Source organism: Leclercia sp. 1548 (assembly GCF_050435045.1).
Taxonomy (GTDB): Bacteria; Pseudomonadota; Gammaproteobacteria; order Enterobacterales; family Enterobacteriaceae; genus Enterobacter; species Enterobacter adecarboxylatus.
On the sequence record NZ_JBNDJP010000007.1, the window covers coordinates 239,191 to 264,243 of the forward strand.

Here is a 25,053-nt window from a genome sequence, read left to right on the forward strand (position 1 = left end):
GGGAGAGGGGGCACGTGCTGCAGGCCGGGCAAGGCGAAGCCGCTACCCGTCTGGTTGAACATGACTATTTTTGACATTTCTCACCTCGAATGACGTAACGGACAAATTGAAGGTCAAACTGTACCGGGCAGCATTCGTGGGAAAAACCGCTCACGCGGAACTTCACTGTTTCCCTGGGGGTAACAATCCATGCAGTTGGGCGCTATTGTCGGCAAAAAGCGCGCTTAACCAGTCGATAAAGACCCTCACTTTGGGGGCAAGGTAGCGGCGATCGGGATAAAGCACTGAGATAGGTTTAGTGACGGTGGTGTAGCTGGTAAGGACCTCAACCAGCCTGCCAGACTCCAGATGCGGAGCCAGAATCGCACGGATGCCCTGCAACATTCCCAGGCCGGCAAGCCCGCACGAGAGCAAGATATCCGAATTATCCACCAACATGGTTCGTGCGGGGCGCACAATCTTCGGCGTGCCGTCCTGCATAAAGCGCCAGTCCATCACCGCACGGCTCTGACCGGAAAAGAACATTACGGCTTTATGTCCCGCCAGATCGTCAGGGGTTGTAGGCGTGCCGTGTTTTTCCAGGTAAGCGGGCGCCGCGCAGGTGACCAGTCGCGCATCACCCAGACGCCGGGAGATGAGCGTCGAGTCCTGTAACTCCCCAAGGCGGATCACGCAGTCAATCCCTTCTGCCACCATATCGACGCGGTGATCTGAGGAGGTCAGTTCCAGTTCAATATCCGGGTATTTTTCCTGAAACCCGGAGAGCGCAGGGATCAGCACCGCATGGGCCAGCGACAGCGGCGTATCGACTCGCAGCCGACCACGGGGAGGACGCGTGGGCGAGAAGAAAGCCAGCACGTCGTCTACTTCATGCAGTAAGACTTTAGCTCGCTGAAAAAAAAGCTCCCCTTCAGAGGTGAGGCTAATTTTGCGGGTGGTCCGGTGGAGGAGTTTTGTCCCCAGTTCGTCTTCCAACTGTTGCAGGGCTTTGGTGACGGCAGGACGATGAAGCTGTAGTCTGTCTGCCGCCCGGGTAAAGCTGCCCTGTTCGGCAACCTCCACAAATATGTTCATCCGTTCAAACATCCTGGCGCTCATCGTCTTCAGCCTTTTGGTGGGATTGTTTCTCAATGGATAACAGTGTAATACGAAAAAGCCACTTTTTTCTGTACCAGCAAATACTTATCCTGATGTCATCCAACGCAATGAGGTCATGACATGTCGATATTTCACAATCACCAGGCACCCGCAGTCAATCGCAAACAAGTGGGCGATACCCTGGTCACCCTGGTGAGCGATGGCTATCTGGATGCTTCATTTGAACTGTTATCCGGTATCACCGGTTCACAAGCGGAAGCGGTCCTGCAGCAGCGGGGAGTATCGGCGCTGCCGCGAATGAATATCAACGTCTACGTAATTCAGAACGGTAAGCAGACGATCCTGGTCGACAGTGGGGCGGGTAACTTCAAGGGCTGGGGCGGACGACTGCCCGTGGCGCTGGCAGCAGCAGGAATTGATCCGCTGCAAATTGATACGATCCTGCTCACCCATGCGCATCCTGACCATATTGGCGGTCTGGCTGGCCCGTTACAGACGCCACACTTCCGCAATGTGGAGCGGCTCTTTGTTCATCAGGATGAGTTGGCTTTCTGGCGCAATAAAACGCTACAGGCTTCTGCCCCGGAGGGTTTCAAGCCCGCTTTCGCGCTGGCGCAAAACGCTTTTGCGGCCTACGAACAGAAACTGGTTCCGTTCAAACACGATGATATCCTGCCGGGAATACAGGCGGTGGCACTGCCGGGGCATACGCCCGGGCACAGCGGCTACGTTATAGGGGACGAGAAAGATTCCCTTCTCATCTGGGGCGATATTGTCCATTTCCCACATATTCAGGTTGAACACCCGGACGTGACCATCGCCTTTGACAGCGATCCGGCGGCAGCGGCAGCCACCCGCAAACGTCTTCTGGAGCGCGTGGCGACAGATAAACTCATCGTTTCGGGCATGCATTTCAATGCGCCCATCACTGCCACGGTGAAACAGGGGGCGGCACAACAGTTTACGCTCCACTATGACGGCTGGTCTCCGATGGTCTGATTTCTCTACTCTTCGACCGCAGAATCACCCGTCCCCCCCTTCACAGGGCACTACACTGATCTACATACCTGCACGCGCTACCCCAGCGCGTGATTGTCGTGTCCATTACATAAGGATGCATCATGATCCGGTCCATTCCTCTTGAGCGTTATCGCAACATCGGCATCTCGGCACATATTGATGCCGGTAAAACCACCACCACCGAGCGCATCCTGTTTTACACCGGGGTGAGCCACAAGCTGGGGGAGGTCCACGATGGCGCGGCGATCACCGACTGGATGGCGCAGGAGCAGGAGCGGGGCATTACCATCACCTCTGCGGCGGTAAGCTGCTTCTGGTCCGGGATGGATCGCGGTTATGAGCCGCACCACATCAATATTATCGACACCCCCGGGCACGTCGATTTCACCATCGAAGTGGAGCGATCCATGCGGGTGCTGGACGGGGCTGTGATGGTCTACGACTCGGTGGGCGGCGTGCAGCCGCAGTCGGAAACCGTCTGGCGGCAGGCCAATAAGTACCGGGTGCCACGTATCGCCTTCGTCAATAAGATGGATCGTCCGGGGGCCGATTTTTTCCACGTGGTGCAGATGATGATAGACCGGCTGAAAGCCCACCCGGTGCCGATTGTGATCCCCATTGGGGCCGAAGATCATTTCACGGGCGTGGTCGATCTGATCAAGATGCGGGCCATTATCTGGGATGATGCTACCCAGGGGATGACCTTTAACTATGCCCCGGTGCCGGATGACCTGCTGGCTACCGCGCAGACGTGGCGGGAAAAAATGGTTTCGGCGGCAGCGGAAGCCAGCGACGATCTGATGGATAAATACCTTGAAACCAACGCCCTGGACGACGCGGAAATCATCCGTGGCTTGCGTCAGCGCACGGTTGCCGGGGAGATCCAGCCGATGCTGTGTGGCAGCGCCTTTAAAAACAAAGGGGTGCAGCGAATGCTGGATGCGGTGATCGAGCTGATGCCGTCACCTCTCGACGTGCCCGCCATCGACGGGGTGGATGAGAAAGGGCAGCACGCCGAGCGTCACCCTAACGATGACGAACCCTTCTCCGCGCTGGCGTTCAAGCTGATGTCGGATCCCTACGTCGGCCAGCTGACTTTTATCCGCGTCTACTCCGGGGTGTTAAAAAAAGGCGACGCGGTGTTCAACCCGGTTAAGGGTAAGAAAGAGCGCATCGGGCGCATCGTGCTGATGCATGCCAACGACCGTCATGACGTCGAAGAGTTACGCACCGGGGATATCGCCGCCTGCGTGGGGCTAAAAGATGTCACCACCGGGGATACCCTGACAGACCCCGGCGCGGTGATCACCCTCGAGCGGATGGAGTTCCCGGAACCGGTGATCTCGCTCTCCATCGAACCAAAAACCAAAGCCGACCAGGAGAAAATGGGCATCGCGCTGCACCGTCTGGCGGCAGAAGATCCCTCCTTCCACCTGCATACCGACGAAGAGTCCGGCCAGACCATCATCTCCGGGATGGGCGAACTGCATCTCGAGATTATCGTTGACCGTATGCGGCGTGAGTTCGGCGTCGAGGCCAATATTGGCCGTCCACAGGTGACCTACCGGGAAACCATTCGCAAAGGGGTGAGCGATATCGAGGGCAAGTTCGTTCGCCAGTCCGGCGGCAAAGGGCAGTATGGCCATGTGGTGCTGAGTCTCGAACCGCAGGAACCAGGCAGCGGTTTTACCTTTGTCGATGCCACCAAAGGCGGGGTGGTGCCGCGGGAGTATATCCCGTCGGTGGAGAAGGGGCTGCGGGAAGCGATGAACAGCGGCGTGCTGGCGGGCTACCCGGTGGTGGATGTCAAAGCAACCCTGACCTTTGGCTCCTACCACGACGTTGACTCCTCAGAGATGGCCTTCCGCATGGCGGCCATCTTCGGCTTTAAGGATGCCGCGCGCAAGGCCGACCCGGTGATCCTCGAGCCGATGATGCACGTCGAGGTCGAAACCCCGGAAGAGTACGCCGGTAACATTATGGGGGATCTCTCCTCCCGCCGCGGCCTGGTGCAGGGGATGGAGGAGCGGTTCGGCAGTCAGATTATCCGCGCCGACGTGCCGCTGGCGGAGATGTTCGGTTACGCCACCACGCTGCGATCCATGTCCCAGGGGAGGGCGACGTACACCATGGAGTTCCACCATTACGCCGAAGCGCCGCGTATCGTGGCGGATGATATCATCGCCGGGCGATCGAAAAAGTAGCCCCGGAGTGAACCATGAAGCGTCCGCATCTTGCCCTCGCTGCGCTCATGGCCTCCCTGACACTGCTTGGGTGCGTGGTGATGTCCGGCACCAGCCGCACCGACTTTACCGCCACCAGGCAGGCAGATTTGGTGTTTATTGGCCTGCCTGCGCCGTTGAACTGGCTTGCGGCGGGGATGCAGGGCACCACCTTTCCGGTCTCCAGTACCCTGTCGCTTACTGCCGCCCACGTCGCGGTGCCGTTGCTGAAGCCCATTAAGGCGCAACATCCCCTCTGTGATGTGGCGGTGATTGGCGATAACAACCGGGGCAAGATCGTGCATCAATTGGCCTATGCCAGAGCCGGACGCAACGTGACCCTGTTCGGCTACAGCGCTATCAACAGCCTGCCAAAATCCAGCATGGGCAAGATTGACGGTTTCGTAAAGCGTGACGGCTGCTACTACGGTGTCATCACCGGGGCGGGGGCGGTATCCGGCATGTCCGGCGGGCCGGTAGTGGACAGTCTGACCGGGGAGACGGTAGGGATCATTACCAACGTTATCCCGGGCAAAGGGGCCGTGGTCTTTATCGCGGTGCAGGATTTTACCAACCTGCTGGACCGGATGCGGATCCCCTATAAAACCTACTGACCCGGTGCTTTTACCTGCTTCCCGCTGGTCACAAAAGTGCCCGCCCCCAGGTGGTGCAGGGTATTAAGCTTATCGTCGTCAAACTGCCAGCGCCCGGCGACAAACGCCCGTTCATCCGCCGCGGCAGAGACCACTTCACCAAAGAGGGTGTCATACTTTTCTGCTGCCGGTGTCGCGGGCAGCAGACGGCACTCCATCCATGCCAGACACTTCTCTTCCACAACCGGCAGGCCCAGCACCGGGCCATTGATGACCGGAATGCCGTAGCAGTTGAATTTATCCTCATCCCGGCCGCTGAAGCTGCCGACCGCCCAGGTCCAGTTGGCAGCCGCCACGCCGGGAATGACGATCCCGAACATGCCGCTGCGCTCAATCAGCTCCCGCGACCAGGTGCTTTTATCCACCACGATGGCGATGCGCGGCGGTTCGAACTCCACCGGCATTGACCAGGCCGCGGCCATCACATTGCGCCGGTCAAGGGTGTCGTCGCGGCTGGTGATCAACACCGTGGGGCCGTGATTCAACAGACGGCTGGCGTGCATTAACTCAACGGGGCGGAAGTGGCTCATAGAAATTCCTCACAGAACGGGTCAGAGCATTAAACGTCTGAAAGCCATCGGAAATCAATACGCAACATTTACGTCATGTATTCGTCACATAAGCTGCCTACAGTGGCGAGCATCAAATCCCAAAGAGGATAACAATATGCTCACTTCCATAACGCTCAACGGCGTCTCGTACGCTTTTGGCGCGAATACCGTTTTGAATCAAATCGATCTGCATATCGAGCCGGGTAGCGTGGTTGCGCTGCTGGGGCCGTCGGGCTGCGGCAAAAGTACGCTTTTGCGCCTGCTGGCAGGGCTAACCCAGCCTGCGGAGGGGGCGATCCATTTCGGCGACCGCCTGGTGGCGAAAACCGGTTGGGCGCTACCGCCGGAAGCCCGGGACATCGGCATGGTGTTCCAGGATTACGCCCTCTGGCCGCACATGACCGTGGCACAGAATGTGATGTTCCCGCTGAAGATGCGCCATATCCCGCGTCAGGAGTGCGACCGCCGGGTCACGCAGGCGCTGGCTCGCGTAGGCTTAAGCGAGTTCGCCGACCGCAAACCCGCGGGATTGTCCGGCGGGCAGCAACAGCGCGTGGCGCTGGCCCGGGCGATTGTCGCCGAACCGCGGGTACTGCTGTTTGACGAGCCGCTCTCCAACCTCGACAGCGAACTGCGTGGAACCTTGTGTCACGAGATGGCCACGCTGCTGCGCCAGCTCGGTACCACCGCCGTCTATGTTACCCACGACCGCCGGGAGGCTGAAATCCTGGCCGATCGCATCGTGCATTTGTCTGCTGGCAGCGTCGCTGCCGATCGTTTGATTACATCCTCAGGGGAGTTCGCATGAAAGCTGCAATGTCCGTAAAAAAAGGAGTGCTGTTAGCCATGGCGTTATCGTCCGTTATGATGTCCAGCGCACACGCGCTGACCGTCTACACCGCAGGCCCGGGGTCGCTCGCCAAAAGCCTTGCCAGCGGCTTTGAAAAGAAAACCGGCGTCAAGGTGGATATCTTCCAGGCGACCACCGGCAAAGTGATGGCCCGCCTCGAAGCGGAACAGGCTAATCCGCAGGCCGATATTTTGATTTCCGCCTCCTGGGATACCGCGGAAGATCTGCATAACCGCGGCTGGCTGCTGCCGTACCAGAGCGCCAATGCGGCGAACGTGCCCGCAGACCTGAAATCAAACGACTTTGTGGCGCAGGGCGTCTCAGCGTTAGGCATCGTCTGGAACACCAAAAGCGGCACCCCGGAGCCGAAAGAGTGGCGCGATCTGACCACTGACGCGTTTAAAGACAAAGTCACCACCCCGGACCCGGCGCTGTCCGGTGCTTCGCTCGATCTGCTGATCGGTCTGCAAAATGGCATGGGCGATAAGGCCTGGACCCTGTTTGAAGATCTCAAGAAGAACGGCATGGTGGTGAGCGGCCCGAATGCTCAGGCGGTGACGCCGGTCATGCAGGGGGCGAAAGCGGCGGTGTTCGGCGCGGTGGATTATGTCTCCTATGGCAACATCAGCCAGGGTGAATCCCTGAAGGTGATTTTCCCGGCCAGCGGCACGGTGATGGCTCCGCGTCCGATGATGATCCTCAAATCTACCCAGCATGCGGATGATGCGAAAGCCTTCGTCGATTACGTCCTGTCGCCAGAAGGCCAGGCGATGGTGGCCGATGCCTGGCTGATGCCAGCCCGCGGCGACGTACAGGCTAAGCGTCCGCTGCTCAACGACCTGAAAATCCTGCCGACCAACAGCGACGGCACCAGCGAACGCAGCGATATCCTCAAGCGTTTCAATACGCTCTTCACCTTATAATCACGTGACGGGGGCAACCCCGTCTTCAGGACTGCTTTGTGAATCCTAAATTCTTGTCGGTGATGACGCTGGCGCTACTGGTGATCCTGGTGGCGTTTCCGCTGGCGTTTATCTTGCTACAGGCGGTGTTTACGCAGTTCAGCGCCGGGGTGTTCTCGGGGGCCTTGAGCGGCGTCGCAACGCTGCTGGCCGAGCCGCACTTGCCCACCATGCTGGGCGGCACGCTACAGGTTGGGGTTGGTGTGGCCCTGGTGAGTGCCTTGATTGGCTTTCCACTTGGCGTGGCGCGCGGGCTGTTGAATCTGCCGCTGCCCCGGCTGTGGGATCTGCTGTTTCTGATCCCGTTTTTAACCCCGCCCTATATTGCCGCGCTGTCGTGGATGCTGGTGCTGCAAACCAACGGCTATCTACAACAGCTCACCGGCTTCAACCTCAATGATGTGTTGTTCAGCCAGACCGGGATTGTGCTGGTGATGGCGCTGAATATCTTCCCGGTGGTCTATTTCGCGGTATCGCGCAGCCTGCTGGCCAGCGGACAACGTCTGGCGCTGGTGGCCCGGGTTCACGGGGCCAGTCCCGGACGGGCGTTCTGGCATATCACGCTGCCGATGCTTTCGCCGTCGCTGGCGGCCGGGATGCTGCTGGCCTTCACCCTGGCGATTGAGGAGTATGGCGTGCCCGCCGCACTTGGCACCCGCGCCGGGGTGTTGATGCTGACCACCGATATCGAGAAAAAGCTGGCGGAATGGCCGATCGATCTCTCCGGTGCGTCGATGCTCTCCGTGGTGCTGGTGACCCTTGCACTCAGCGCCTGGTGGCTACAGAAAAAACTGACCGGTAATCAGGATGTGACCAGTATTACCGGCAAACCGACAGAGAACATGGGCGCGGATGCGGGGAGCTTTACCCTGCCGATAGTGGCGCTGCTGGGGTTGACCGGGTTTGTCGCGGTGATCCTGCCGGGTGCCTCAATGGCCTTATCCGGGGTGCTGGGCACCTTGTCGGGCGGGGTGTCGCTCGCCAATCTGACCGCTTCCCATTATGCGGCGCTGTTCAGTCAGCAGGGGGATGCCCTGTCGGCGCTGGGCACCAGCCTGTCGCTGGCGCTGGGGGCGGCCTGCATCACCGGCTTGCTCGGCCTGCTTGCTGCATGGCTGGTGGTGGTGCAGAAGATCAAAGGCCACGGGCTGGTGGATGCCCTGTCGCTGATGCCCGCTGCGTTGCCCGGCGTCGTGGTGGGGGTAGGGTTGATCCTGCTGTGGAACCAGCCCTTCTGGCCGGTGTCTCCTTACAACAGCTGGGCGATCCTGCTGCTGTCGTATTGCTGCCTGTTGCTGCCGTGGCCGGTACGCTATGTCGGTAGCGCGCTGCGCCAGCTAGGGGGGAATCTGGAGCCTGCCGCCCGGGTGCATGGTGCGTCGGCGCTGCAGGCGTTGCGTTTTATCGTCCTGCCGCTGGTCTCTCCGGCCATGCTGGCGGCCATGCTGATGGTGTTTGCCATTGCCTCGCGCGAGCTGGTCACTTCGCTGCTGCTGGCCCCTGCGGGCACGCAAACCGTGTCGGTGTTTATCTGGCGGCAGTTTGAGCAGGGTTCCGTCGGGCAGGGCATGGCAATGGCCACCCTGACGCTGCTTACCGGGCTGGTATTGATGCTGACGGCGCTGGGGATCATGCAACGCACCACGCGCGGTTAAAAAGCACTTTTGAAACAGTCACCGGCGAAAAATAGGTTATAAACACTTCATCCTTCACGCTGCCTCTGCGTTGGCTGCGTCTGCTCACCCCGGTCGCTTACTTACGTCAGCGTCCGGGCGTTCTCAGACTTGCCGCCTTGATGCAACTTGAATGGTTTTGCGTAGAGATAAGGACGAATTGTTAAAGGAGCCAACCATGACCCCGTTTTTAACCGAGTATTTCGCCCGCACCGGCTGGCAGCAGCCGGTTTCTGTGGATATAGAGACCCTGCGGGCGCTGCACCTGCAACACAACAGCACCATCCCGTTTGAAAATATTGACGTAGTGCTGCCGCGGGAGATCCAGCTCGACGATCAATCTCTGGTGGATAAGCTGGTCACCGGCCGCCGCGGCGGTTATTGCTTTGAGCAAAACGGTCTTTTTGAGCGGGTGCTGCGTGAAGTAGGGTTTAACGTCCGTAGCCTGCTGGGTCGGGTAGTGATGGCGAACCCACCCCAAATGCCCCCGCGCACCCATCGTCTGCTGCTGGTTGAGCTGAATGGCGAACGCTGGATTGCCGATGTCGGCTTTGGCGGACAGACGTTGACCGCACCGATTCAGTTGATCGCCGAGAAGGAGCAGGCGACACCGCACGGGCTCTACCGGCTGATCAACGATGGTCTCGACTGGGTGCTCCAGTTCCGCCATCACGAACACTGGCAGTCGATGTATCACTTCGATCTCGCCGCCCAGTATCAAAACGATTACGTGATGGGCAACTTCTGGTCAGCGCACTGGCCGCAGTCCCATTTTCGTCATCATTTGTTGATGTGTCGGCATCTGCCGGACGGCGGCAAGCTGACCCTCACCAACCTGCACTTTACCCACTGGCAGAACGGGCAGGTGATTGAGCAGCGCAACCTCCCTGATGCAGACGCGTTATATCAGCTGATGCAGGAACGGTTTGGGCTTGGAGTGGACGATCCGAAACACGGTTTTTCACTGGCAGAACTGACGGCGGTGATGGCCGGGTTTGAAACCCATCCGCAGGCGGGAAAATAAAACGGGAAGGGGCGTAAGCCCCTCTCTGTTAACCGATCAAAACCTTCGCCCGCATTCTCAGGGCATCCCGTTCTTCGGCAGTTGCCGTTCCCTTTTTCACTGCTCGTCGCGCAGAATGTATAGAGCTGGACTTACAACTACTATCCCTTCGCATGTTGCTGATGTTATGTAGAATAATGCCCGGTGGATAACCCATCGGAACATCTTCACTCATTAACTCAGAGCATATTGATATGGAAATCTTGTCACAGAATAAATTCAGTTCGTTCGGCATGCTGCTGGGCGCTATAGCCCTGATCCTGGGCATTGTGCATTTCTCTTTTGGGCCTTTTTCTTCCCCACCGCCACGTCTGGAAACGGTGGTGGCTGAACAGGTTGCCGCCGTTAAAGAAGGCATTATTGCTGGCATAACCGGGAAGACGCCTGCGCCCGCAGAAAACAGTACCGTGGATATGGATCGGCTTCTCAATAATGGCGGGATTATCCTTGCCATCGCTGGGCTGGTGCTCGCGTTTATCGGCGGTATGCGCAAAGAAAATCGCTGGGGGATTGCGGGCGCGTTAGCATTCGGAGGAGGAACGCTGATGTTTCACGTGGCCCTGTTTAGTATTGGGATAATTTGCGCCATTCTTCTGCTTTTCCTGATTTTTTCCGTGATTAACGGTAGTTTGCCTGGTCTTTAGTCTATTTACCATGCACGGGCGGCGGGCGCAGTATCATGCTCTTCCACAGGGGGAAAATAAAACGGGAAGGGGCGTAAGCCCCTCTCTGTTAGCCGATCAAAACCTTCGCCCGCATTCTCACGGCATCCAGTTCTTCGGCAGTTGCCGTTCCCTTTTTCACTGCGTGACGCGCCCGCCAGTCCAGACTTTTGATCTGATCGGCGAGGGCGACATTGCGGCGTGCTCCGCTAATGACAACTTCGAAGGGGTAGTTTTTGATTTGCGACGTGACTGGACAGCAGAGCATCAGACCGGTGCGTCCATTGTAAGTGGCGGGGGAAACAACCAGCGCAGGGCGATGGCCTGCCTGTTCATGACCTGACTGCGGATCAAAATCCAGCCAGACGATATCGCCCGCTTCCGGGATGTAGTCCATCACAACAGCTCCTTACCTTGCGGTTCTCCAAAGGTGACTTCGTGATGCAGATTGTCGTCGGTGATCGCAGCGAGCAGCGATTCCAGCGTCGGTTCGTCCTTCCTGACGGGTGTCAAAATAATGCGTCCTTCTTCGTCTACGTTAACGTTCACCACATCGTCAACGTGCAATTCAGCCTCGCGCATAACTGCGACAGGCAGCCTGACAGAAGGGCTGTTACCCCATTTTTTGACGGTGACTTGCGGCATAAAAAGACTCCAGATGTCGATAAAAAGTATCGTCATCATAAAGCGTGGGGATTTTATGTGTCAACATTGTCGATACAGTGGCGGGGTGAAAACGCCGGGCGACGCATGCGCCTGCCCGGCTGGGTGGGGCGGTTTCGTAAGCCGGGTAAGGCGTAGCCATTACCCGGCATGGCTCGGGCCTACCTTCTGGATCTCACCAGCTGATAGCGCCGGGTGATGTACTCAAACGGCGCGCTCCAGACGTGGACCAGGCGGGTGAAGGGGAAGATCAGGAAAATAGTCATCCCCAGCACCAGATGGAGACGGAAGATAAAGGCCACGCCGGTCAGCATCTCAGACGAGCCGCCGCGGAAGGTAAAGATCCCCTGCGCCCAGCCGACCAGCTTCAGCATTTCACTGCCGTCCGGGTATTGCGCCGAAAACGGGATGGTGGTCAGGCCGAGCACGCACTGGGTCAGCAGAATACTCATGATGATGATATCCGGCGTCGTGGAGGTGGCGCGCACCCGCTGGTTAAACAGGCGACGATACAACAGCATCGAGCCGCCAATCAGGGTCAGCACGCCGCAGATCCCCCCGGCAATCATCGCCAGCTGCTGTTTGACCGCCATCGGCAGGAACCAGGCGTACATCCAGTGCGGGGTCAACATGCCGAACAGATGCCCGAAGAAAATCCCCAGAATACCGATGTGGAACAGGTTGGAACCCCAGTTCATGCCGTGCTTGCTCAGCAACTGGCTGGAGGAGGCGCGCCAGGTGTACTGGCCGTAGTCGTACCGCAGCCAGCTGCCGAGGAAAAACACCGCGGCGCAGATGTAGGGATAAATGTCGAAGAAAAAGACGTTCAGATGGTGTGTCATTTTGGGCCTCCGGCACTGACGTCCACGTACTGCGGCGCGACGTCCTGGCTAAAGCGTCGTTGATATTGCTGCATGGGCGAGCTGTCGCAGGCCGTCGCGTTATCTTCAATAAACTTCACTTGCTCCTCTTCCCAGACCGCATCCAGCGCCTGGCGGGTGTCATCCCGTTTTTCGCCCGACACCTGATGCGTGACACTGTCACTTGAGAGCTTGCTGCCTGCAAACCTCAGCAGGGCGTCGAACAGCTGATAGTGGGCCACCTGTCGCTGTTTCAGCCGCCCGCCAATCAGCGCCAGAATGGGCGCGACGTTCTGCAACCCCTCCCGGGCCTGCGCGTCGTGCAAGATGCTTAAATACTCCAGATAGAGCGGCAGATAGTCCGGCAGTTCGCGGCAGTCGAGTTGCAGCCCGGCCTGCTCGTACTGGTTCATCAGGTCAACCATCGCCTGGCCGCGATCCCGTGATTCGGCATGGACATGTTCGAACAGCAGCAGCGAGGTGGCGCGTCCGCGCTCGAACACTTCGCACCAGGAAGCCTGTTGGTCGAGCAGCGGGGCGCTAAGATACTGCTGCGCAAACGGCAGCAGCATGGGCGCATCCTGCGTCACCAGGGCGAGCGCCTCGTCGCGGCTCTCCCATAGCGCCTCGTCCGGGTACTCAATCAGCAGGGCAATAATTTTGAGGATCTGCATTAGTCTCCCTCCCCGTGTTCACGCACCTCGGTGATGTTGATGGCATCGATGCGGCTGCTGTTGAACAGGTTGAATTTGGTGTCGGAGCCGTGGCAGCCGTCACCAAACGTAAAGCCGCAGCCGTTTTTCTCCGGGAAGGCGTCGCGCGCCATTTCCCGGTGGCTGGTGGGGATCACAAAGCGGTCTTCGTAGTTGGCGATAGCGAGATAACGGTACATCTCCTCGACCTGTTCGACGCTCAGGCCCACTTCCTCAATGGCGCGGGTGTCGGTCACGCCTTCCACGGTCTGGGAACGTTTGTAGTGGCGCATCGCCATCATGCGTTTCAGGGCGCGCAGCACCGGGCCGGTGTCTCCTGCGCTGAGCATATTCGCCAGATACTGCACCGGAATGCGCAGGCTTTCGACCGCCGGGAGGATGCTGTCGGTCTGCGGCAGGCCACCGGCGTCGGCGTAAGACTGGATCGGCGACAGCGGCGGCACATACCAGACCATCGGCAGGGTGCGGTACTCCGGGTGGAGCGGCAGGGCCAGCTTCCAGTCCATCGCCAGCTTGTAGACCGGTGAGCGCTGCGCCGCGTCAATCACGTTCTGCGGGATCCCTTGCTTAACCGCCTCTTCGATGATGGCCGGGTCGTGCGGATCCAGGAACACATCGCACTGACGCTCATAGAGATCGGTTTCGTGTTCGGTGCTGGCCGCCTCCTCGATACGGTCTGCGTCATAGAGCAGCACGCCCAGGTAGCGGATGCGTCCGACACAGGTTTCGGAGCAGACGGTAGGCTGGCCGGATTCAATACGTGGATAGCAGAAGATGCATTTTTCCGACTTGCCGCTCTTCCAGTTGAAGTAGATTTTTTTGTACGGGCAGCCGCTGATGCACAGACGCCAGCCGCGGCATTTGTCCTGGTCGATCAGCACGATGCCGTCCTCTTCGCGCTTGTAGATCGCCCCGCTCGGGCAGGTCGCCGCGCAGCTTGGGTTGAGGCAGTGTTCGCACAAGCGCGGGAGATACATCATGAAGGTGTTTTCAAACTGGCCGTACATCTCCTTCTGCATCCGGTCGAAGTTACGGTCCCGGGCGCGCTTTTCAAACTCGCCGCCGAGCAGCTCTTCCCAGTTTGGCCCCCATGTGATCTTGTCCATGCGCTTGCCGTCAATCAGCGAGCGCGGGCGGGCGGTGGGCAGGTGGTTACCCTCCGGGGCGCGGTGCAGATCCTGGTAGTCGAAGGTGAAGGGTTCGTAATAGTCGTCAATCTGCGGCATCTGCGGGTTGGCGAAGATTTTCGACAGCACCCCCAGCTTGCCGCCGAGACGCGGGGTCAGCTTGCCGGTAATACTGCGGATCCAGCCGCCTTGCCAGGCTTCCTGATCCTCCCAGTTTTTAGGATAGCCGATGCCGGGCTTGGTTTCGACGTTGTTAAACCAGGCGTACTCCATGCCTTCGCGCCCGGTCCAGACGTTTTTGCAGGTCACCGAGCAGGTGTGACAGCCAATGCATTTATCGAGATTGAGGACCATGCCAACCTGTGAGCGTATTTTCATTTTTTCGCCTCCTGTACCTGATCCCGACCTTCGCCATCCAGCCAGTTAATGTTTTTCATCTTGCGGATCATGATGAATTCATCGCGGTTCGACCCGACGGTGCCATAGTAGTTAAAGCCGTAAGCCAGCTGGGCGTAGCCGCCAATCATGTGCGTCGGCTTCGGACACACGCGCGTCACCGAGTTATGAATCCCGCCGCGCCGTCCGGTCACCTCTGAACCTGGAATGTTCAGGATGCGCTCCTGGGCGTGGTACATCATGGTCATGCCTGGCGGCACGCGCTGGCTGACCACCGCGCGGGCGGTGAGGGCGCCGTTGGCGTTAAAGCACTCGATCCAGTCGTTGTCTTCGATGCCCAGCTCGCGGGCGTCGGTTTCGCTGATCCAGACAATCGGCCCGCCGCGCGACAGGGTCTGCATCAGCAGGTTTTCGCTGTAGGTGGAGTGAATCCCCCATTTCTGATGCGGGGTCAGGAAGTTGAGCGCCTTCTCCGGGAAGCCGTTCGGCGGGATCTCGCGCATGTGGGTCACGCTGCGGGTATCAATCGGCGGACGATAGGCCACCAGACTCTCGCCAAAGGCGCGCATCCACGTGTGATCCTGATACAACTGCTGCCGCCCGGAGAGGGTGCGCCACGGGATCAGCTCATGGACGTTGGTGTAGCCAGCGTTGTAGGAAACATGTTCGCTCTCAATGCCGGACCAGGTTGGGCTGGAGATGATTTTGCGCGGCTGGGCCTGAATATCGCGGAAGCGGATCTTCTCGTCTTCCTTGTTCAGCGCCAGATGGATGTGCTCGCGACCGGTAAATTCGGCCAGTGCCTCCCAGGCTTTGACCGCCACCTGACCGTTGGTTTCCGGGGCGAGGGCAAGGATCACTTCCGAGGCGTCGATTGCCGTCTCGATGCGCGGACGGCCTTTCGCCGGGCCATCGAGCTTCACATAGTTCAGCTTGCCGAGGAAATCGACCTCATCCTGGGTGTTCCACGAGATGCCTTTCCCGCCATTGCCGAGCTTGTCCAGCAGCGGCCCGAGGGCGGTAAAGCGCTCGTACGTTTCCGGGTAGTTTCGCTCCACCACGGCGATGTTCGGCGCGGTTTTGCCGGGGATCAGATCGCATTCGCCCTTGCGCCAGTCGGCAATGTCGAACGGCTGCGACAGTTCCGCCGGGGAGTCGTGTTGCAGGGGCTGCAATACCACGTCGGTTTCGCTACCCAGGTGGCCGACGCAGACCTCAGAGAAAGCTTTGGCGATGCCCTTGTAGATCTCCCAGTCGCTGCGTGACTCCCAGGCCGGGTCCACTGCGGCAGAGAGCGGGTGAATAAACGGATGCATATCCGAGGTATTCATATCGTCTTTCTCATACCAGGTGGCAGTCGGCAGAACGATATCCGAGAACAGACAGGTGCTGGACATGCGGAAATCCAGCGTCACCATCAGATCCAGCTTGCCCTCGATGGCGGCGGTCTGCCACTCCACCTCTTCCGGCTTCACGTCGTCCGTCGTGCCGAGATCGTCGCCCTGAATGCCGCTTTCGGTGCCCAGAAGGTATTTAAGCATGTACTCGTGGCCTTTCCCGGAGGAGCCGAGCAGGTTAGAGCGCCAGACAAACAGGTTACGCGGGTGGTTATTGCCGCTATCCGGCTGTTCGCAGGCCATACGGATATCGCCGGATCGCAGCGCCTGGGCGGTGTACTCCTGCGGCGACATGCCAACGGCATCCGCCTGGGCCTTAATGTGCAGCGGGTTAAGGTTCAGCTGAGGCGCAGACGGCAGCCAGCCCATGCGTTCGGCACGCACGTTAAAGTCGATCAGATGGCCGGTGAACTTCGAGGCATCGGCCAGCGGGGAGAGCAGTTCCTGGGCCGTAAGTTTTTCATAGCGCCACTGGCTGGCATGGTTGTAGAAGAACGAGGTGCTGTTCATCTGGCGCGGCGGGCGGTTCCAGTCGAGGGCAAAGGCCAGCGGCAGCCAGCCGGTTTGCGGACGCAGCTTCTCCTGGCCGACATAGTGCGACCAACCCCCGCCGCTTTTGCCCACACAGCCGCAGAAGACCAGCATGTTGATCATCCCGCGGTAGTTCATGTCCATGTGATACCAGTGGTTCACCCCGGCACCGAGAATAATCATCGACCGGCCATGGGTTTTATGCGCCGTGTCGGCGAACTCCCGGGCGATCTGCTCGATATGGCGACGCGGCACCCCGGTGATCTGCTCCCCCCAGGCCGGTGTGTAGGCTTTGATCTCGGCGTAATCTTTTGCCGCAAGGTCATCCTCCAGCCCCCGATCGAGACCATAGTTAGCCAGCACCAGATCGTAGACGCTGGCAACATGCAGCTGTCGGCCATCGGCGAGGGTCAGGGTTTTTACCGGCAGCTGGCGCACCAGCACCGGCTCCTGCTTCACGCTGCGGAAGTGCGGGTTTTCGTTGCCGCCAAAGTAGGGGAAAGCCACCCCGGCGACCGTGTCGTGGGTGCCCAGCAGAGAGAGCGCCAGGTCGGTTTCCTGGCCTGCCGCCAGCGGTTCAAGGTTCCATTTGCCTTTCTCACCCCAGCGGAAGCCGATAGAGCCGTTCGGTACCACCAGATCGCCCGTGGAGGTAAAGGCGACGGTTTTCCACTCCGGGTTATTGGCTTCGCCCAGTCCGTCGGCAAGGTCGGAGGCGCGGAGCATCCGGCCCGGCACGTAGCTGCCATCGTCGCGGGGATCGAGCATCACCAGCATCGGCATATCGGTGTAGCGACGGCAGTAGTTGAGGAAATAGTCGCTCGGGTTGTCGAGGTGAAACTCTTTCAGGATCACGTGGCCCATTGCCATGGCCAGGGCGCTGTCGGTGCCCTGTTTCGGTGCCAGCCACTGATCGCTGAGTTTGGCCACTTCCGAAAAGTCAGGCGTGATGGCGATGGTTTTGGTGCCTTTGTAACGCACTTCGGTAAAGAAGTGGGCGTCCGGGGTACGGGTCTGCGGCACGTTCGACCCCCAGGCGATGATATAGCTGGAGTTGTACCAGTCGGCGGATTCCGGCACGTCGGTCTGTTCCCCCCAGGTCATCGGCGAGGCGGGGGGCAGGTCGCAGTACCAGTCATAGAAGCTCAGGCAGGTCCCGCCCAGCAGGGAGAGATAGCGGGTGCCCGCAGCGTAAGAGACCATCGACATCGCCGGGATCGGCGAAAAGCCCGCCACCCGGTCAGGCCCGTAGTGTTTGATGGTCCAGACGTTGGCGGCGGCGATAAGCTGGTTCAACTCTTTCCAGTTCGAGCGAATAAACCCACCGTGACCGCGCGCCTGCTTGTAGCTCTGGCTCTTTTGCGGATCATTCATGATGGCATTCCAGGCGAGCACCGGATCGCTGTGCTGGCCCAGTGCCTCGCGCCACAGCTCAATCAGCTTGCGGCGTATCAGCGGGTATTTCAGGCGGTTGGCGCTGTAGAGATACCAGGAGTAGCTGGCCCCGCGCGGGCAGCCGCGCGGCTCATGGTTCGGCAGGTCGGGGCGGGTGCGGGGGTAGTCGGTCTGCTGGGTTTCCCAGGTGACCAGACCATTCTTGACGTAGATTTTCCAGCTACAGGAGCCGGTACAGTTCACGCCGTGAGTGGACCGCACAATTTTGTCGAACTGCCATCGCTGGCGATAGCTGTCCTCCCAGTCGCGGTTGGTGTGCATCACCTGACCGTGTCCATCTGCGAAGGTCTCGCCTTTTAGTTTGAAATAACGAAAGCGATCCAACAATTTACTCATGACGTTTCTCCTGACGGGGCGACTCCCGCCCCGTGGTTACACTGCTCACAAAAAAATTGAACTACGCGTTATGATTTGACGTGCTTCTGACGACGGCCATACACCAGCCAGGTGATGAACACGCAGACGATGTAAAACACCAGGAAGACCTTCATCGCCCCCACCGGCGAGCCGGTCATCGCCAGCGAGGTGCCAAAGGCTTTGGGAATGAAGAACCCGCCGACAGCGCCGATGGCCGAGATAAAGCCCAGCGCGGCCGCCGTATCGGTAACGGCCTCTTTCTGGGCCTGCTCGTCCGTACCGCCGCGCAGTTTCACTCTATAGACGGTGATTTGCCGGAAGATGACCGCAATCATCTGGAAGGTGGAACCGCTGCCCAATCCGGCGGTGAGAAACAGCCCCATAAACACCAGATAAAAGGCGGTAAAGCTGCCAGAGCCGGAGCCGGGCAGGGTGAGGAACAGCAGGGCGGTGAACAGCGCCATAAAGATGAAGTTCACCAGCGTGACGCGCACCCCGCCGAGTTTGTCGGAGATAACCCCACCGGCAGAGCGCGCCAGCGCCCCGATCAGCGGGCCGAAAAAGGCCAGGTGCAGGATGTTAACGTCCGGGAACTGGGTTTTCGACAGCATGGCAAAGCCAGCAGAAAAGCCGATAAAGGAGCCGAATGTCGCCAGATAGAGCAGACTTAGCAGCCACAGGTGCAGTCGCTTCAGCACCGGTAGCTGGCTGGCGATGGTCGCTTTCGAGCTGGCAATATCGTTCATGCCAAAAAAGGCGGCAAGGGTTGCCAGCAGCAGCAGCGGTGCCCAGATCCAGGCGGCATTAGCCAGGAATATCGACGAGCCATCCTCCTGGGGGACGCCGTGAACCCCGAGGAAGGTGAACATCGGCAGGAAGATCACTACCGGCGCCACCATCTGCATCACGCTGACGCCGAGGTTGCCCAGTCCGCCGTTAATGCCCAGCGCGCTGCCCTGTTTGGCTTTGGGAAAGAAAAAGCTGATGTTGCCCATGCTGGAGGCAAAGTTGGCCCCGGCGAAGCCGCACAGCAGGGCGATGACAATAAAGATTTCGTAAGGCGTGGCGGTATTCTGCACCGCAATACCCAGCCACACACAGGGCACGATCAGAATAACGGTGCTTAATACCGTCCAGTAGCGTCCGCCAAATATCGGCACCATAAAGGAATAGGGGACACGTAATATTGCCCCGGAGAGTGAAGGCAGAGCGGTTAACATAAACAGCTGATCGGTACTGAAATTAAAACCCACTTTATTCAGGTTGACTGCCACGGCGCTGAATAACATCCACACGCAGAAGGCCAGTAGCAGACAGGCAACCGAAATCACTAAGTTTCGCCGCGCAATGGGTTTGCCTTTCTTTTCCCAAAATGCGGCGTTTTCCGGTTTCCAGTTACTTAACAAATAGTGATTATTCTTCTCAGCTTGTTGTGACATATTGCCCTCTTGCATATCCGTAAATGGCAGAAAGAGAAATACATTCAGGCGGTTACCTGTTTTTTTGATGAGAATTTATCTGGAGTGTTTTAGGAGACTTCTGAAAGGATAGATAAAAAAGCGAATCCATGAGTTTTGAAGGGAGAAATGGATCCGCTTAATATGTTACAAAGCGTAACAGTTAAGAGATGCTGATGATTAACCCAGCTCGAGCGTAATTAATGTTTTCAGGTGCTGATTAAATGCGGCGTCGTCCATCTCCGGCATGGATAGCGCGTATAACCCGTCCAGCCCACAGACCAGACCAATCAGCCGCCAGGCGACGTTTTCGGCTGTGTCTTTCAGCGTAAAGGCTTTCGCCTGTTCGCCCGCACGTATGATGTCCACCGTTTCCTGATGCCACATCTCCATGGTTAACAGATAAGCGCCTTTTATCTCCGGGTCGCGGGCGGCTAACAGCTGGGCTTCCCGCCACAGACGAATGTAGGGTTCAAAGCTGCGGTCGTCGCTACCGAGCATGGCGAACAGGCGTTCGCGCCAGCTGGCGTTTTCAGCCACGACGTCGGCATCCAGCAGCGCCCGGATCAGGCTGATAAAGGCCTGGGCTTTCAGTTCACCGGCCGAAGCAAAATGGTGATGCACCTGGCCCGTCGCCACCTTCGCTTCGGCGGCGATATTTCTCACGGTCATCCCGGTAAAGCCGTCGTTCAGCGCCACACGCATCGCCGCCTGCAGGATCGCTTCCCGCCGCTCATCCTTGCTCAGATAGGTCATTTTTTTCACTCTCAACTGGGGGGCAACGAGTGTAACAAAAGGCTGGACATGTGTTCAACTTTCCGTAGGATCGCATTCTGGACATGTGTCCAGCTTTAATCAAATAAGGAAATCTATGTTTCGTCAGTGGTTAGCGTTAGTGATTATCGTGCTGGTCTATATCCCGGTTGCGATTGACGCCACGGTGCTGCACGTTGCCGCCCCGACGCTGAGTATGACTCTGGATGCCAGCGGCAATGAATTGCTGTGGATCATTGATATCTATTCGCTGGTGATGGCCGGCATGGTTCTGCCGATGGGGGCGCTCGGGGATCGCATCGGCTTTAAGCGCCTGCTGATCATGGGGAGCACCCTGTTTGGCCTCTCTTCGCTGGCGGCGGCGTTTGCCCCCACGGCGGGGTGGTTGATTGCCGCGCGGGCCTCGCTGGCAATCGGCGCGGCGATGATCATTCCCGCGACGCTGGCCGGGATCCGCACGCTCTTCCCGGATGCGCGTCAGCGTAACATTGCCCTTGGCGTCTGGGCTGCCGTCGGGTCCGGCGGGGCAGCCTTTGGCCCGCTGGTGGGCGGGATGCTGCTGGCCCACTTCTACTGGGGTGCCGTGTTTTTGATCAACGTTCCCATTGTGTTGCTGGTGGTCTCCCTGGCGGCGCGTTTTGTCCCGGCCCAGCAAGGGCGACCGGAGCAGCCGCTGAACATCACGCACGCTCTGATGCTGATTGTGGCGATCCTGCTGCTGGTCTACAGCGCTAAAACCGCGCTAAAAGGGGATCTATCTCCCTGGGTAGTCGCGGGCTCGCTGCTGATCGGGGCGGCAATCCTGTGGGCTTTTATTCGCATTCAGCTGCGTGCCCACACGCCGATGATCGACATTCGCCTGTTTGGCCATCGCATCATTCTCAGCGGCGTGGTGATGGCGATGACGGCCATGATCGCCCTGGTGGGTTTTGAGCTACTGATGGCCCAGGAGCTGCAGTTTGTCCACGGGTTCACCCCCTTTGAGGCAGGGATGTTTATGCTGCCGGTCATGGTCGCCAGCGGCTTTAGCGGGCCAATAGCCGGGGTGCTGGTAGGGCGTCTGGGATTACGGGTTGTAGCCACTGGCGGTATGGGGCTGAGCGCACTTAGCTTTATGGGGCTGTCGATGCTCGATTTCAGCACCCAACAGTGGCAGGCCTGGTGCCTGATGGTGCTGCTGGGCTTTAGTGCGGCGAGCGCATTGCTGGCCTCTACCGCCGCGATCATGGCCGCCGCGCCGAAAGAGAAGGCCGCAGCCGCCGGGGCGATTGAAACCATGTCCTATGAACTGGGCGCGGGGCTGGGGATTGCGATTTTCGGTCTGTTGCTGACCCGCAGTTTCTCGGCATCCATTGAGCTGCCCCAGGGGCTGGACGCTTCCCTTGCGGATCATGCCTCCTCGTCCATCGGTGAGGCGGTAAGGGTGGCGCAGGATCTCTCCCCATCGCTGGCAGAGTCGGTGATTACAGCGGCGAAAACCGCCTTTATCACCTCGCACAGCGTGGCGCTGGGCAGCGCGGGCGGGATGCTGATGGTTCTGGCGATTGGGATCTGGTTTAGCCTGGCGAAAGTATCGCAGCGGTAAACCACGCCCGACGGCGCGGTGTAAACCCTCTCCCTGTGGGAGAGGGTTGGAGTGAGGGCAACCGACCGTACAACCCCCCGGCGGCGTGGTTTTACAACTCCTGTGCCGCACTCAGTACGCTGTGCAGCAACACATTTGCCCCTTTCTCTGACCACGCCGGCAGGATCTTTTCCGCTTCGTTATGGCTAATGCCTTTCACGCACGGAATAAAGATCATGCTGGCAGGGGCTATCTTGCTGACATAACAGGTGTCGTGCCCCGCACCGGAAACCATCGATTTTGCGGAATAGCCCAGGGCTGCCACGGCGTTTTCCGTGCGCGCCAGGCAGGTGGCATCAAACGCAATCGGCGCATAGTCAAAAATGCGCTCGACGTTTGCGCTGACACCGCGGGCAGAAAGACTCTTTGTCGCCTGATGCAGTGCAGCTTCCATCGCCTCCAGCGCCGCGCTCTGCGGATGACGGAACTCCACGCTGCACACCACCCGGGAAGGGACGACGTTGCGCGAGTTGGGGGTCACGTTCGCCATGCCGATGGTCGCCCGACCATCGGGCGCATGCTGATATCCAATGGCCTCAACCTTCAGCGCCAGCATCGCAAAGGCGGTTAAGGCGTCGCGACGGCTGTGCATCGGCGTGGTACCCGCATGCGCGGCAAATCCCTCCAGCGTGATCGTGAACCAGCGCTGGCCCATCGCCGCCCGCACCAGTCCGATATCCACCGCCTCATCTTCAAGGATCGGTCCTTGTTCGATGTGCAGTTCATAGCAGGCGTGGATCGGGAAGGCGCGGGCAGGGTGCTCACCGCGATAGCCGATGGTATCCAGCGCGTCACCCACCGTAATGCCATCCCGGTCAGCCCGGGCGTGGGCATAGGCCTCGCTGAACTGCCCGGTCCAGACGCCGGAGGAGAGCATTGCCGGGGCAAAACGCGCCCCTTCTTCGTTGGTCCAGTTCACCAGCACGATGTCGCGCTCGGTTTCAATCTGATGGTCGTTCAGGGTACGTAGCAGTTCCAGCCCGGCCAGTACGCCGTAAACCCCGTCGTAATTGCCACCCAGCGGCTGGGAATCCACATGCGAACCGGTCATCACCGGTGCCAGGGTGGGGTTTTTTCCGGCACGGCGGATAAACATGTTGCCCATGCTGTCCACCTCGCAGGAAAACCCCGCCTCCAGCGCCCAGTCACGCAGCAGGTTGCGGGCGATCCGATCTTCATCGCTCAACGCCAGCCGGGTGACACCCCCGGCGGGCGTGCCGCCGATCTGCGCCATCATCGCAAGCGTTGACCATAAGCGGTCTGCGTTTACGCGGATCATGCTTTGTCCTTGTTGCTGCGATAGCGGAAGTCGCAGCATTTACCGCCCTGCATGATGGTGGTGGTGCGGGTCAGCTCCACGTCCGGCGCATAGCCGACGATAAATTTTTCATCGCGCGCGCACGACAGCAGGTGGCCGATCTCCCCCAGCCCCATCTCGTGATACATCTCGGCATAGCGGCAGCGGGTGACGTCGTAGTTGTACTGCTGGTCGTCGGCGTCGATCACCCGCACGTCCAGGGCGTTATCTTTCTCCCACAGATATTGCAGGGCGATAAAGCTCTTCACGTCTGCGCCGTTCGGCTCTTTGCTGGCAAACTCTTTGCCTGCATTAATGGCGGCCTGCTCAATGGCCTCGCCAATGACCGCCTGGGCGCGGGTCTTGCCGATCTCGCGCACCAGGATTTCGTAAATTGGCTTAATAATTTCTGCTTCAATTTTGCGGCGGGCGAGAATGCCCAGCTCATTATTATCACTCATCACATTGCCTCACTGCGTTACTTCGTTTGTGCGCCGCCGAGCACGGTTTGCGGCTGCCATTTGCCATCGACCACTTTATAAACGGTGAATGACGGGGCTTTCAGGTTGCCCTGGTTATCAAAGGCGATCTGTCCGGTGACGCCGGAATAGCTGATGGCGCGCAGGGCAGGCAGGTACTCTGCCGGATCCACCGAGTCGGCTTTTTCCATCGCGGCCACCAGGACGCGGGTGGCGTCATAGGCGAACGGGGCGTGCAGTTCGATATGGGTGTGGTAGCGGGACTGATACGCCTGCTCGAAGGTCTTGCCGCCCGGCATCTGATCCACGGGCAGGCCCGGTTCCAGCGCCACTACGCCTTCACCCTCTTTCTGCGCCAGCTGCAGGAAGGTCTGGCTGACAAAGCCGCCTGCGCCCATCAGGGTGGCATTCATGCCCAGCTGTTTAATACGACGCGCCAGCGGTGCCGCCTGGCTGTCCACGCCACCGAAGAAAATCAGATCCGCATTTTTGCTGCGAATGGCGGTCAACACGGCGCTGAAATCAACGGTTTTGTCGTCAACGTACTGGCGATCGACAATCTTCACGCCCTGGGATTCGAGCGATTTAATAAACTCATCCGCCAGCCCCTGACCAAAGGCGGTACGGTCGTCAATGACCGCGATGCGTTTGGCTTTCAGGGTATTGACCGCGTACTGCCCGGCAAACTGACCGCCGTCATCATCGTGACCCATCACGCGGAAGCTGGTGTCAAAGCCCTGTTTGGTATAAGCATGGCCGGTGGCAACGGGTGCCACCTGGGCGATACCGGCATCGTGATAGACGCGGGCCGCCGGGATGCTGGTGCCAGTGTTCCAGTGGCCGACCACGCCTGCTACGTCGCTGTCCACCAGGCGCTGCGCCACGGCCACTGCGGTACGCGGATCCGACTGGTCATCTTCGGACTGCAGCTTAAAGGTCACCGCTTTGCCGCCGATGGTCGGGTGCTGCTTGTTGATGTCGTCAATTGCCAGCTGAGCACCGTTCTCCAGATCTTTACCGATACGGGCAGACGGGCCAGTGAGCGGACCTGCCAGGCCAATCACCACGGTTTCGCTGTCGGCGGCCCAGACCGCGGTAGAGGCTAATCCGCTGAGCAGGATCGCGGCGCTGAGCGCGCTCATTGTTACGGTTTTCATTGTTATTCCCTG

The 25,053-nt window shown here is 59.1% G+C and carries 22 protein-coding genes; 9 read left to right on the forward strand and 13 right to left on the reverse strand.

Features of this window, described 5'->3' with window-relative positions:
- Positions 1 to 162 precede the first annotated feature (162 nt).
- A complete protein-coding gene (locus ABIE02_RS18830; protein ID WP_262660347.1) occupies positions 163 to 1,098 on the reverse strand; it encodes a LysR family transcriptional regulator in 936 nt (311 codons plus the stop codon).
- Between the two features lie 120 nt (positions 1,099 to 1,218).
- Between ABIE02_RS18830 and ABIE02_RS18835 the strand changes: the two genes are divergently transcribed.
- The 3 genes from ABIE02_RS18835 to ABIE02_RS18845 all read left to right on the forward strand — a co-directional run bounded on the left by ABIE02_RS18835 (position 1,219) and on the right by ABIE02_RS18845 (position 4,954).
- A complete protein-coding gene (locus ABIE02_RS18835; RefSeq protein WP_262660346.1) occupies positions 1,219 to 2,097 on the forward strand; it encodes an MBL fold metallo-hydrolase in 879 nt (292 codons plus the stop codon).
- 122 nt (positions 2,098 to 2,219) lie between these two features.
- Positions 2,220 to 4,322, forward strand: a complete 2,103-nt coding sequence (gene fusA, locus ABIE02_RS18840; RefSeq protein WP_336994589.1) for an elongation factor G — start codon at positions 2,220 to 2,222, stop codon at positions 4,320 to 4,322.
- A gap of 14 nt (positions 4,323 to 4,336) precedes the next feature.
- On the forward strand, positions 4,337 to 4,954 hold the full coding sequence (locus ABIE02_RS18845; protein WP_032618176.1) for a trypsin-like peptidase domain-containing protein: 618 nt from the start codon (positions 4,337 to 4,339) through the stop codon (positions 4,952 to 4,954).
- Here ABIE02_RS18845 and ABIE02_RS18850 read toward each other — a convergent pair.
- Complete coding sequence (locus ABIE02_RS18850) at positions 4,948 to 5,523, reverse strand: flavin reductase family protein (protein ID WP_336994590.1); 576 nt, start codon at positions 5,521 to 5,523, stop codon at positions 4,948 to 4,950. The two genes, ABIE02_RS18845 and ABIE02_RS18850, sit on opposite strands and share 7 nt — an antisense overlap.
- Positions 5,524 to 5,659: 136 nt before the next feature.
- Between ABIE02_RS18850 and ABIE02_RS18855 the strand changes: the two genes are divergently transcribed.
- From ABIE02_RS18855 to ABIE02_RS18875, 5 genes are all read left to right on the forward strand, one after another.
- Positions 5,660 to 6,352: an ABC transporter ATP-binding protein gene (locus tag ABIE02_RS18855; protein WP_191152655.1), complete on the forward strand. Its 693-nt coding sequence runs from the start codon at positions 5,660 to 5,662 to the stop codon at positions 6,350 to 6,352.
- On the forward strand, positions 6,349 to 7,317 hold the full coding sequence (locus tag ABIE02_RS18860; protein ID WP_336994591.1) for an ABC transporter substrate-binding protein: 969 nt from the start codon (positions 6,349 to 6,351) through the stop codon (positions 7,315 to 7,317). Before ABIE02_RS18855 ends, ABIE02_RS18860 begins: the two co-directional genes overlap by 4 nt.
- 62 nt (positions 7,318 to 7,379) lie before the next feature.
- Complete coding sequence (locus tag ABIE02_RS18865; RefSeq protein WP_419720654.1) at positions 7,380 to 9,011, forward strand: ABC transporter permease; 1,632 nt, start codon at positions 7,380 to 7,382, stop codon at positions 9,009 to 9,011.
- 196 nt (positions 9,012 to 9,207) lie between these two features.
- Positions 9,208 to 10,053 (forward strand): N-hydroxyarylamine O-acetyltransferase, encoded by an 846-nt coding sequence (gene nhoA / locus ABIE02_RS18870; RefSeq protein ID WP_059307893.1) that lies wholly within the window; start codon positions 9,208 to 9,210, stop codon positions 10,051 to 10,053.
- 233 nt (positions 10,054 to 10,286) lie between these two features.
- Positions 10,287 to 10,736, forward strand: a complete 450-nt coding sequence (locus ABIE02_RS18875) for a hypothetical protein (RefSeq protein WP_336994593.1) — start codon at positions 10,287 to 10,289, stop codon at positions 10,734 to 10,736.
- 88 nt (positions 10,737 to 10,824) lie between these two features.
- Here the strand turns inward: ABIE02_RS18875 and mazF are convergent, their stop codons facing one another.
- The 8 genes from mazF to ABIE02_RS18915 form a co-directional block, all read right to left on the reverse strand.
- Positions 10,825 to 11,151: an endoribonuclease MazF gene (gene mazF / locus ABIE02_RS18880; protein ID WP_103792339.1), complete on the reverse strand. Its 327-nt coding sequence runs from the start codon at positions 11,149 to 11,151 to the stop codon at positions 10,825 to 10,827.
- The gene (locus ABIE02_RS18885) at positions 11,151 to 11,399 is read right to left on the reverse strand and encodes an AbrB/MazE/SpoVT family DNA-binding domain-containing protein (protein WP_059307895.1); all 249 of its coding nucleotides are present in this window, start codon (positions 11,397 to 11,399) and stop codon (positions 11,151 to 11,153) included. Before ABIE02_RS18885 ends, mazF begins: the two co-directional genes overlap by 1 nt.
- A 179-nt stretch (positions 11,400 to 11,578) precedes the next feature.
- Complete coding sequence (gene narI, locus ABIE02_RS18890) at positions 11,579 to 12,259, reverse strand: respiratory nitrate reductase subunit gamma (RefSeq protein ID WP_336994594.1); 681 nt, start codon at positions 12,257 to 12,259, stop codon at positions 11,579 to 11,581.
- Entirely contained in the window at positions 12,256 to 12,951 is a 696-nt protein-coding gene (narW, locus tag ABIE02_RS18895; protein ID WP_336994595.1) for a nitrate reductase molybdenum cofactor assembly chaperone, read from the reverse strand. The genes narI and narW overlap by 4 nt, the downstream gene beginning before the upstream one ends.
- Positions 12,951 to 14,495, reverse strand: a complete 1,545-nt coding sequence (narH, locus tag ABIE02_RS18900; RefSeq protein ID WP_059307898.1) for a nitrate reductase subunit beta — start codon at positions 14,493 to 14,495, stop codon at positions 12,951 to 12,953. The genes narW and narH overlap by 1 nt, the downstream gene beginning before the upstream one ends.
- Positions 14,492 to 18,232 carry a nitrate reductase subunit alpha gene (locus ABIE02_RS18905; RefSeq protein WP_336994596.1) on the reverse strand — a complete coding sequence of 1,247 codons (3,741 nt, stop codon included), beginning with the start codon at positions 18,230 to 18,232 and terminating at the stop codon, positions 14,492 to 14,494. Before ABIE02_RS18905 ends, narH begins: the two co-directional genes overlap by 4 nt.
- 68 nt (positions 18,233 to 18,300) lie before the next feature.
- On the reverse strand, positions 18,301 to 19,692 hold the full coding sequence (locus ABIE02_RS18910) for a NarK family nitrate/nitrite MFS transporter (RefSeq protein WP_032618189.1): 1,392 nt from the start codon (positions 19,690 to 19,692) through the stop codon (positions 18,301 to 18,303).
- Positions 19,693 to 19,890: 198 nt separating this feature from the next.
- Positions 19,891 to 20,466, reverse strand: a complete 576-nt coding sequence (locus tag ABIE02_RS18915) for a TetR family transcriptional regulator (protein ID WP_103792341.1) — start codon at positions 20,464 to 20,466, stop codon at positions 19,891 to 19,893.
- A gap of 115 nt (positions 20,467 to 20,581) precedes the next feature.
- Here ABIE02_RS18915 and ABIE02_RS18920 point away from each other — a divergent pair, with 115 nt between their 5' ends.
- On the forward strand, positions 20,582 to 22,069 hold the full coding sequence (locus tag ABIE02_RS18920; RefSeq protein ID WP_270735487.1) for an MFS transporter: 1,488 nt from the start codon (positions 20,582 to 20,584) through the stop codon (positions 22,067 to 22,069).
- Positions 22,070 to 22,160: 91 nt separating this feature from the next.
- Here ABIE02_RS18920 and ABIE02_RS18925 read toward each other — a convergent pair whose 3' ends face one another.
- From ABIE02_RS18925 to ABIE02_RS18935, 3 genes are read right to left on the reverse strand one after another with little or no spacing between them, the layout of a single operon-like run.
- Positions 22,161 to 23,387, reverse strand: coding sequence for a Zn-dependent hydrolase (locus ABIE02_RS18925; protein WP_336994597.1), 1,227 nt, complete (start codon positions 23,385 to 23,387; stop codon positions 22,161 to 22,163).
- Positions 23,384 to 23,866, reverse strand: a complete 483-nt coding sequence (locus ABIE02_RS18930) for an L-2-amino-thiazoline-4-carboxylic acid hydrolase (RefSeq protein WP_059307903.1) — start codon at positions 23,864 to 23,866, stop codon at positions 23,384 to 23,386. The genes ABIE02_RS18925 and ABIE02_RS18930 overlap by 4 nt, the downstream gene beginning before the upstream one ends.
- Positions 23,867 to 23,883: 17 nt before the next feature.
- Positions 23,884 to 25,041: a branched-chain amino acid ABC transporter substrate-binding protein gene (locus tag ABIE02_RS18935; protein WP_117386498.1), complete on the reverse strand. Its 1,158-nt coding sequence runs from the start codon at positions 25,039 to 25,041 to the stop codon at positions 23,884 to 23,886.
- Between the last annotated feature and the right edge of the window lie 12 nt (positions 25,042 to 25,053).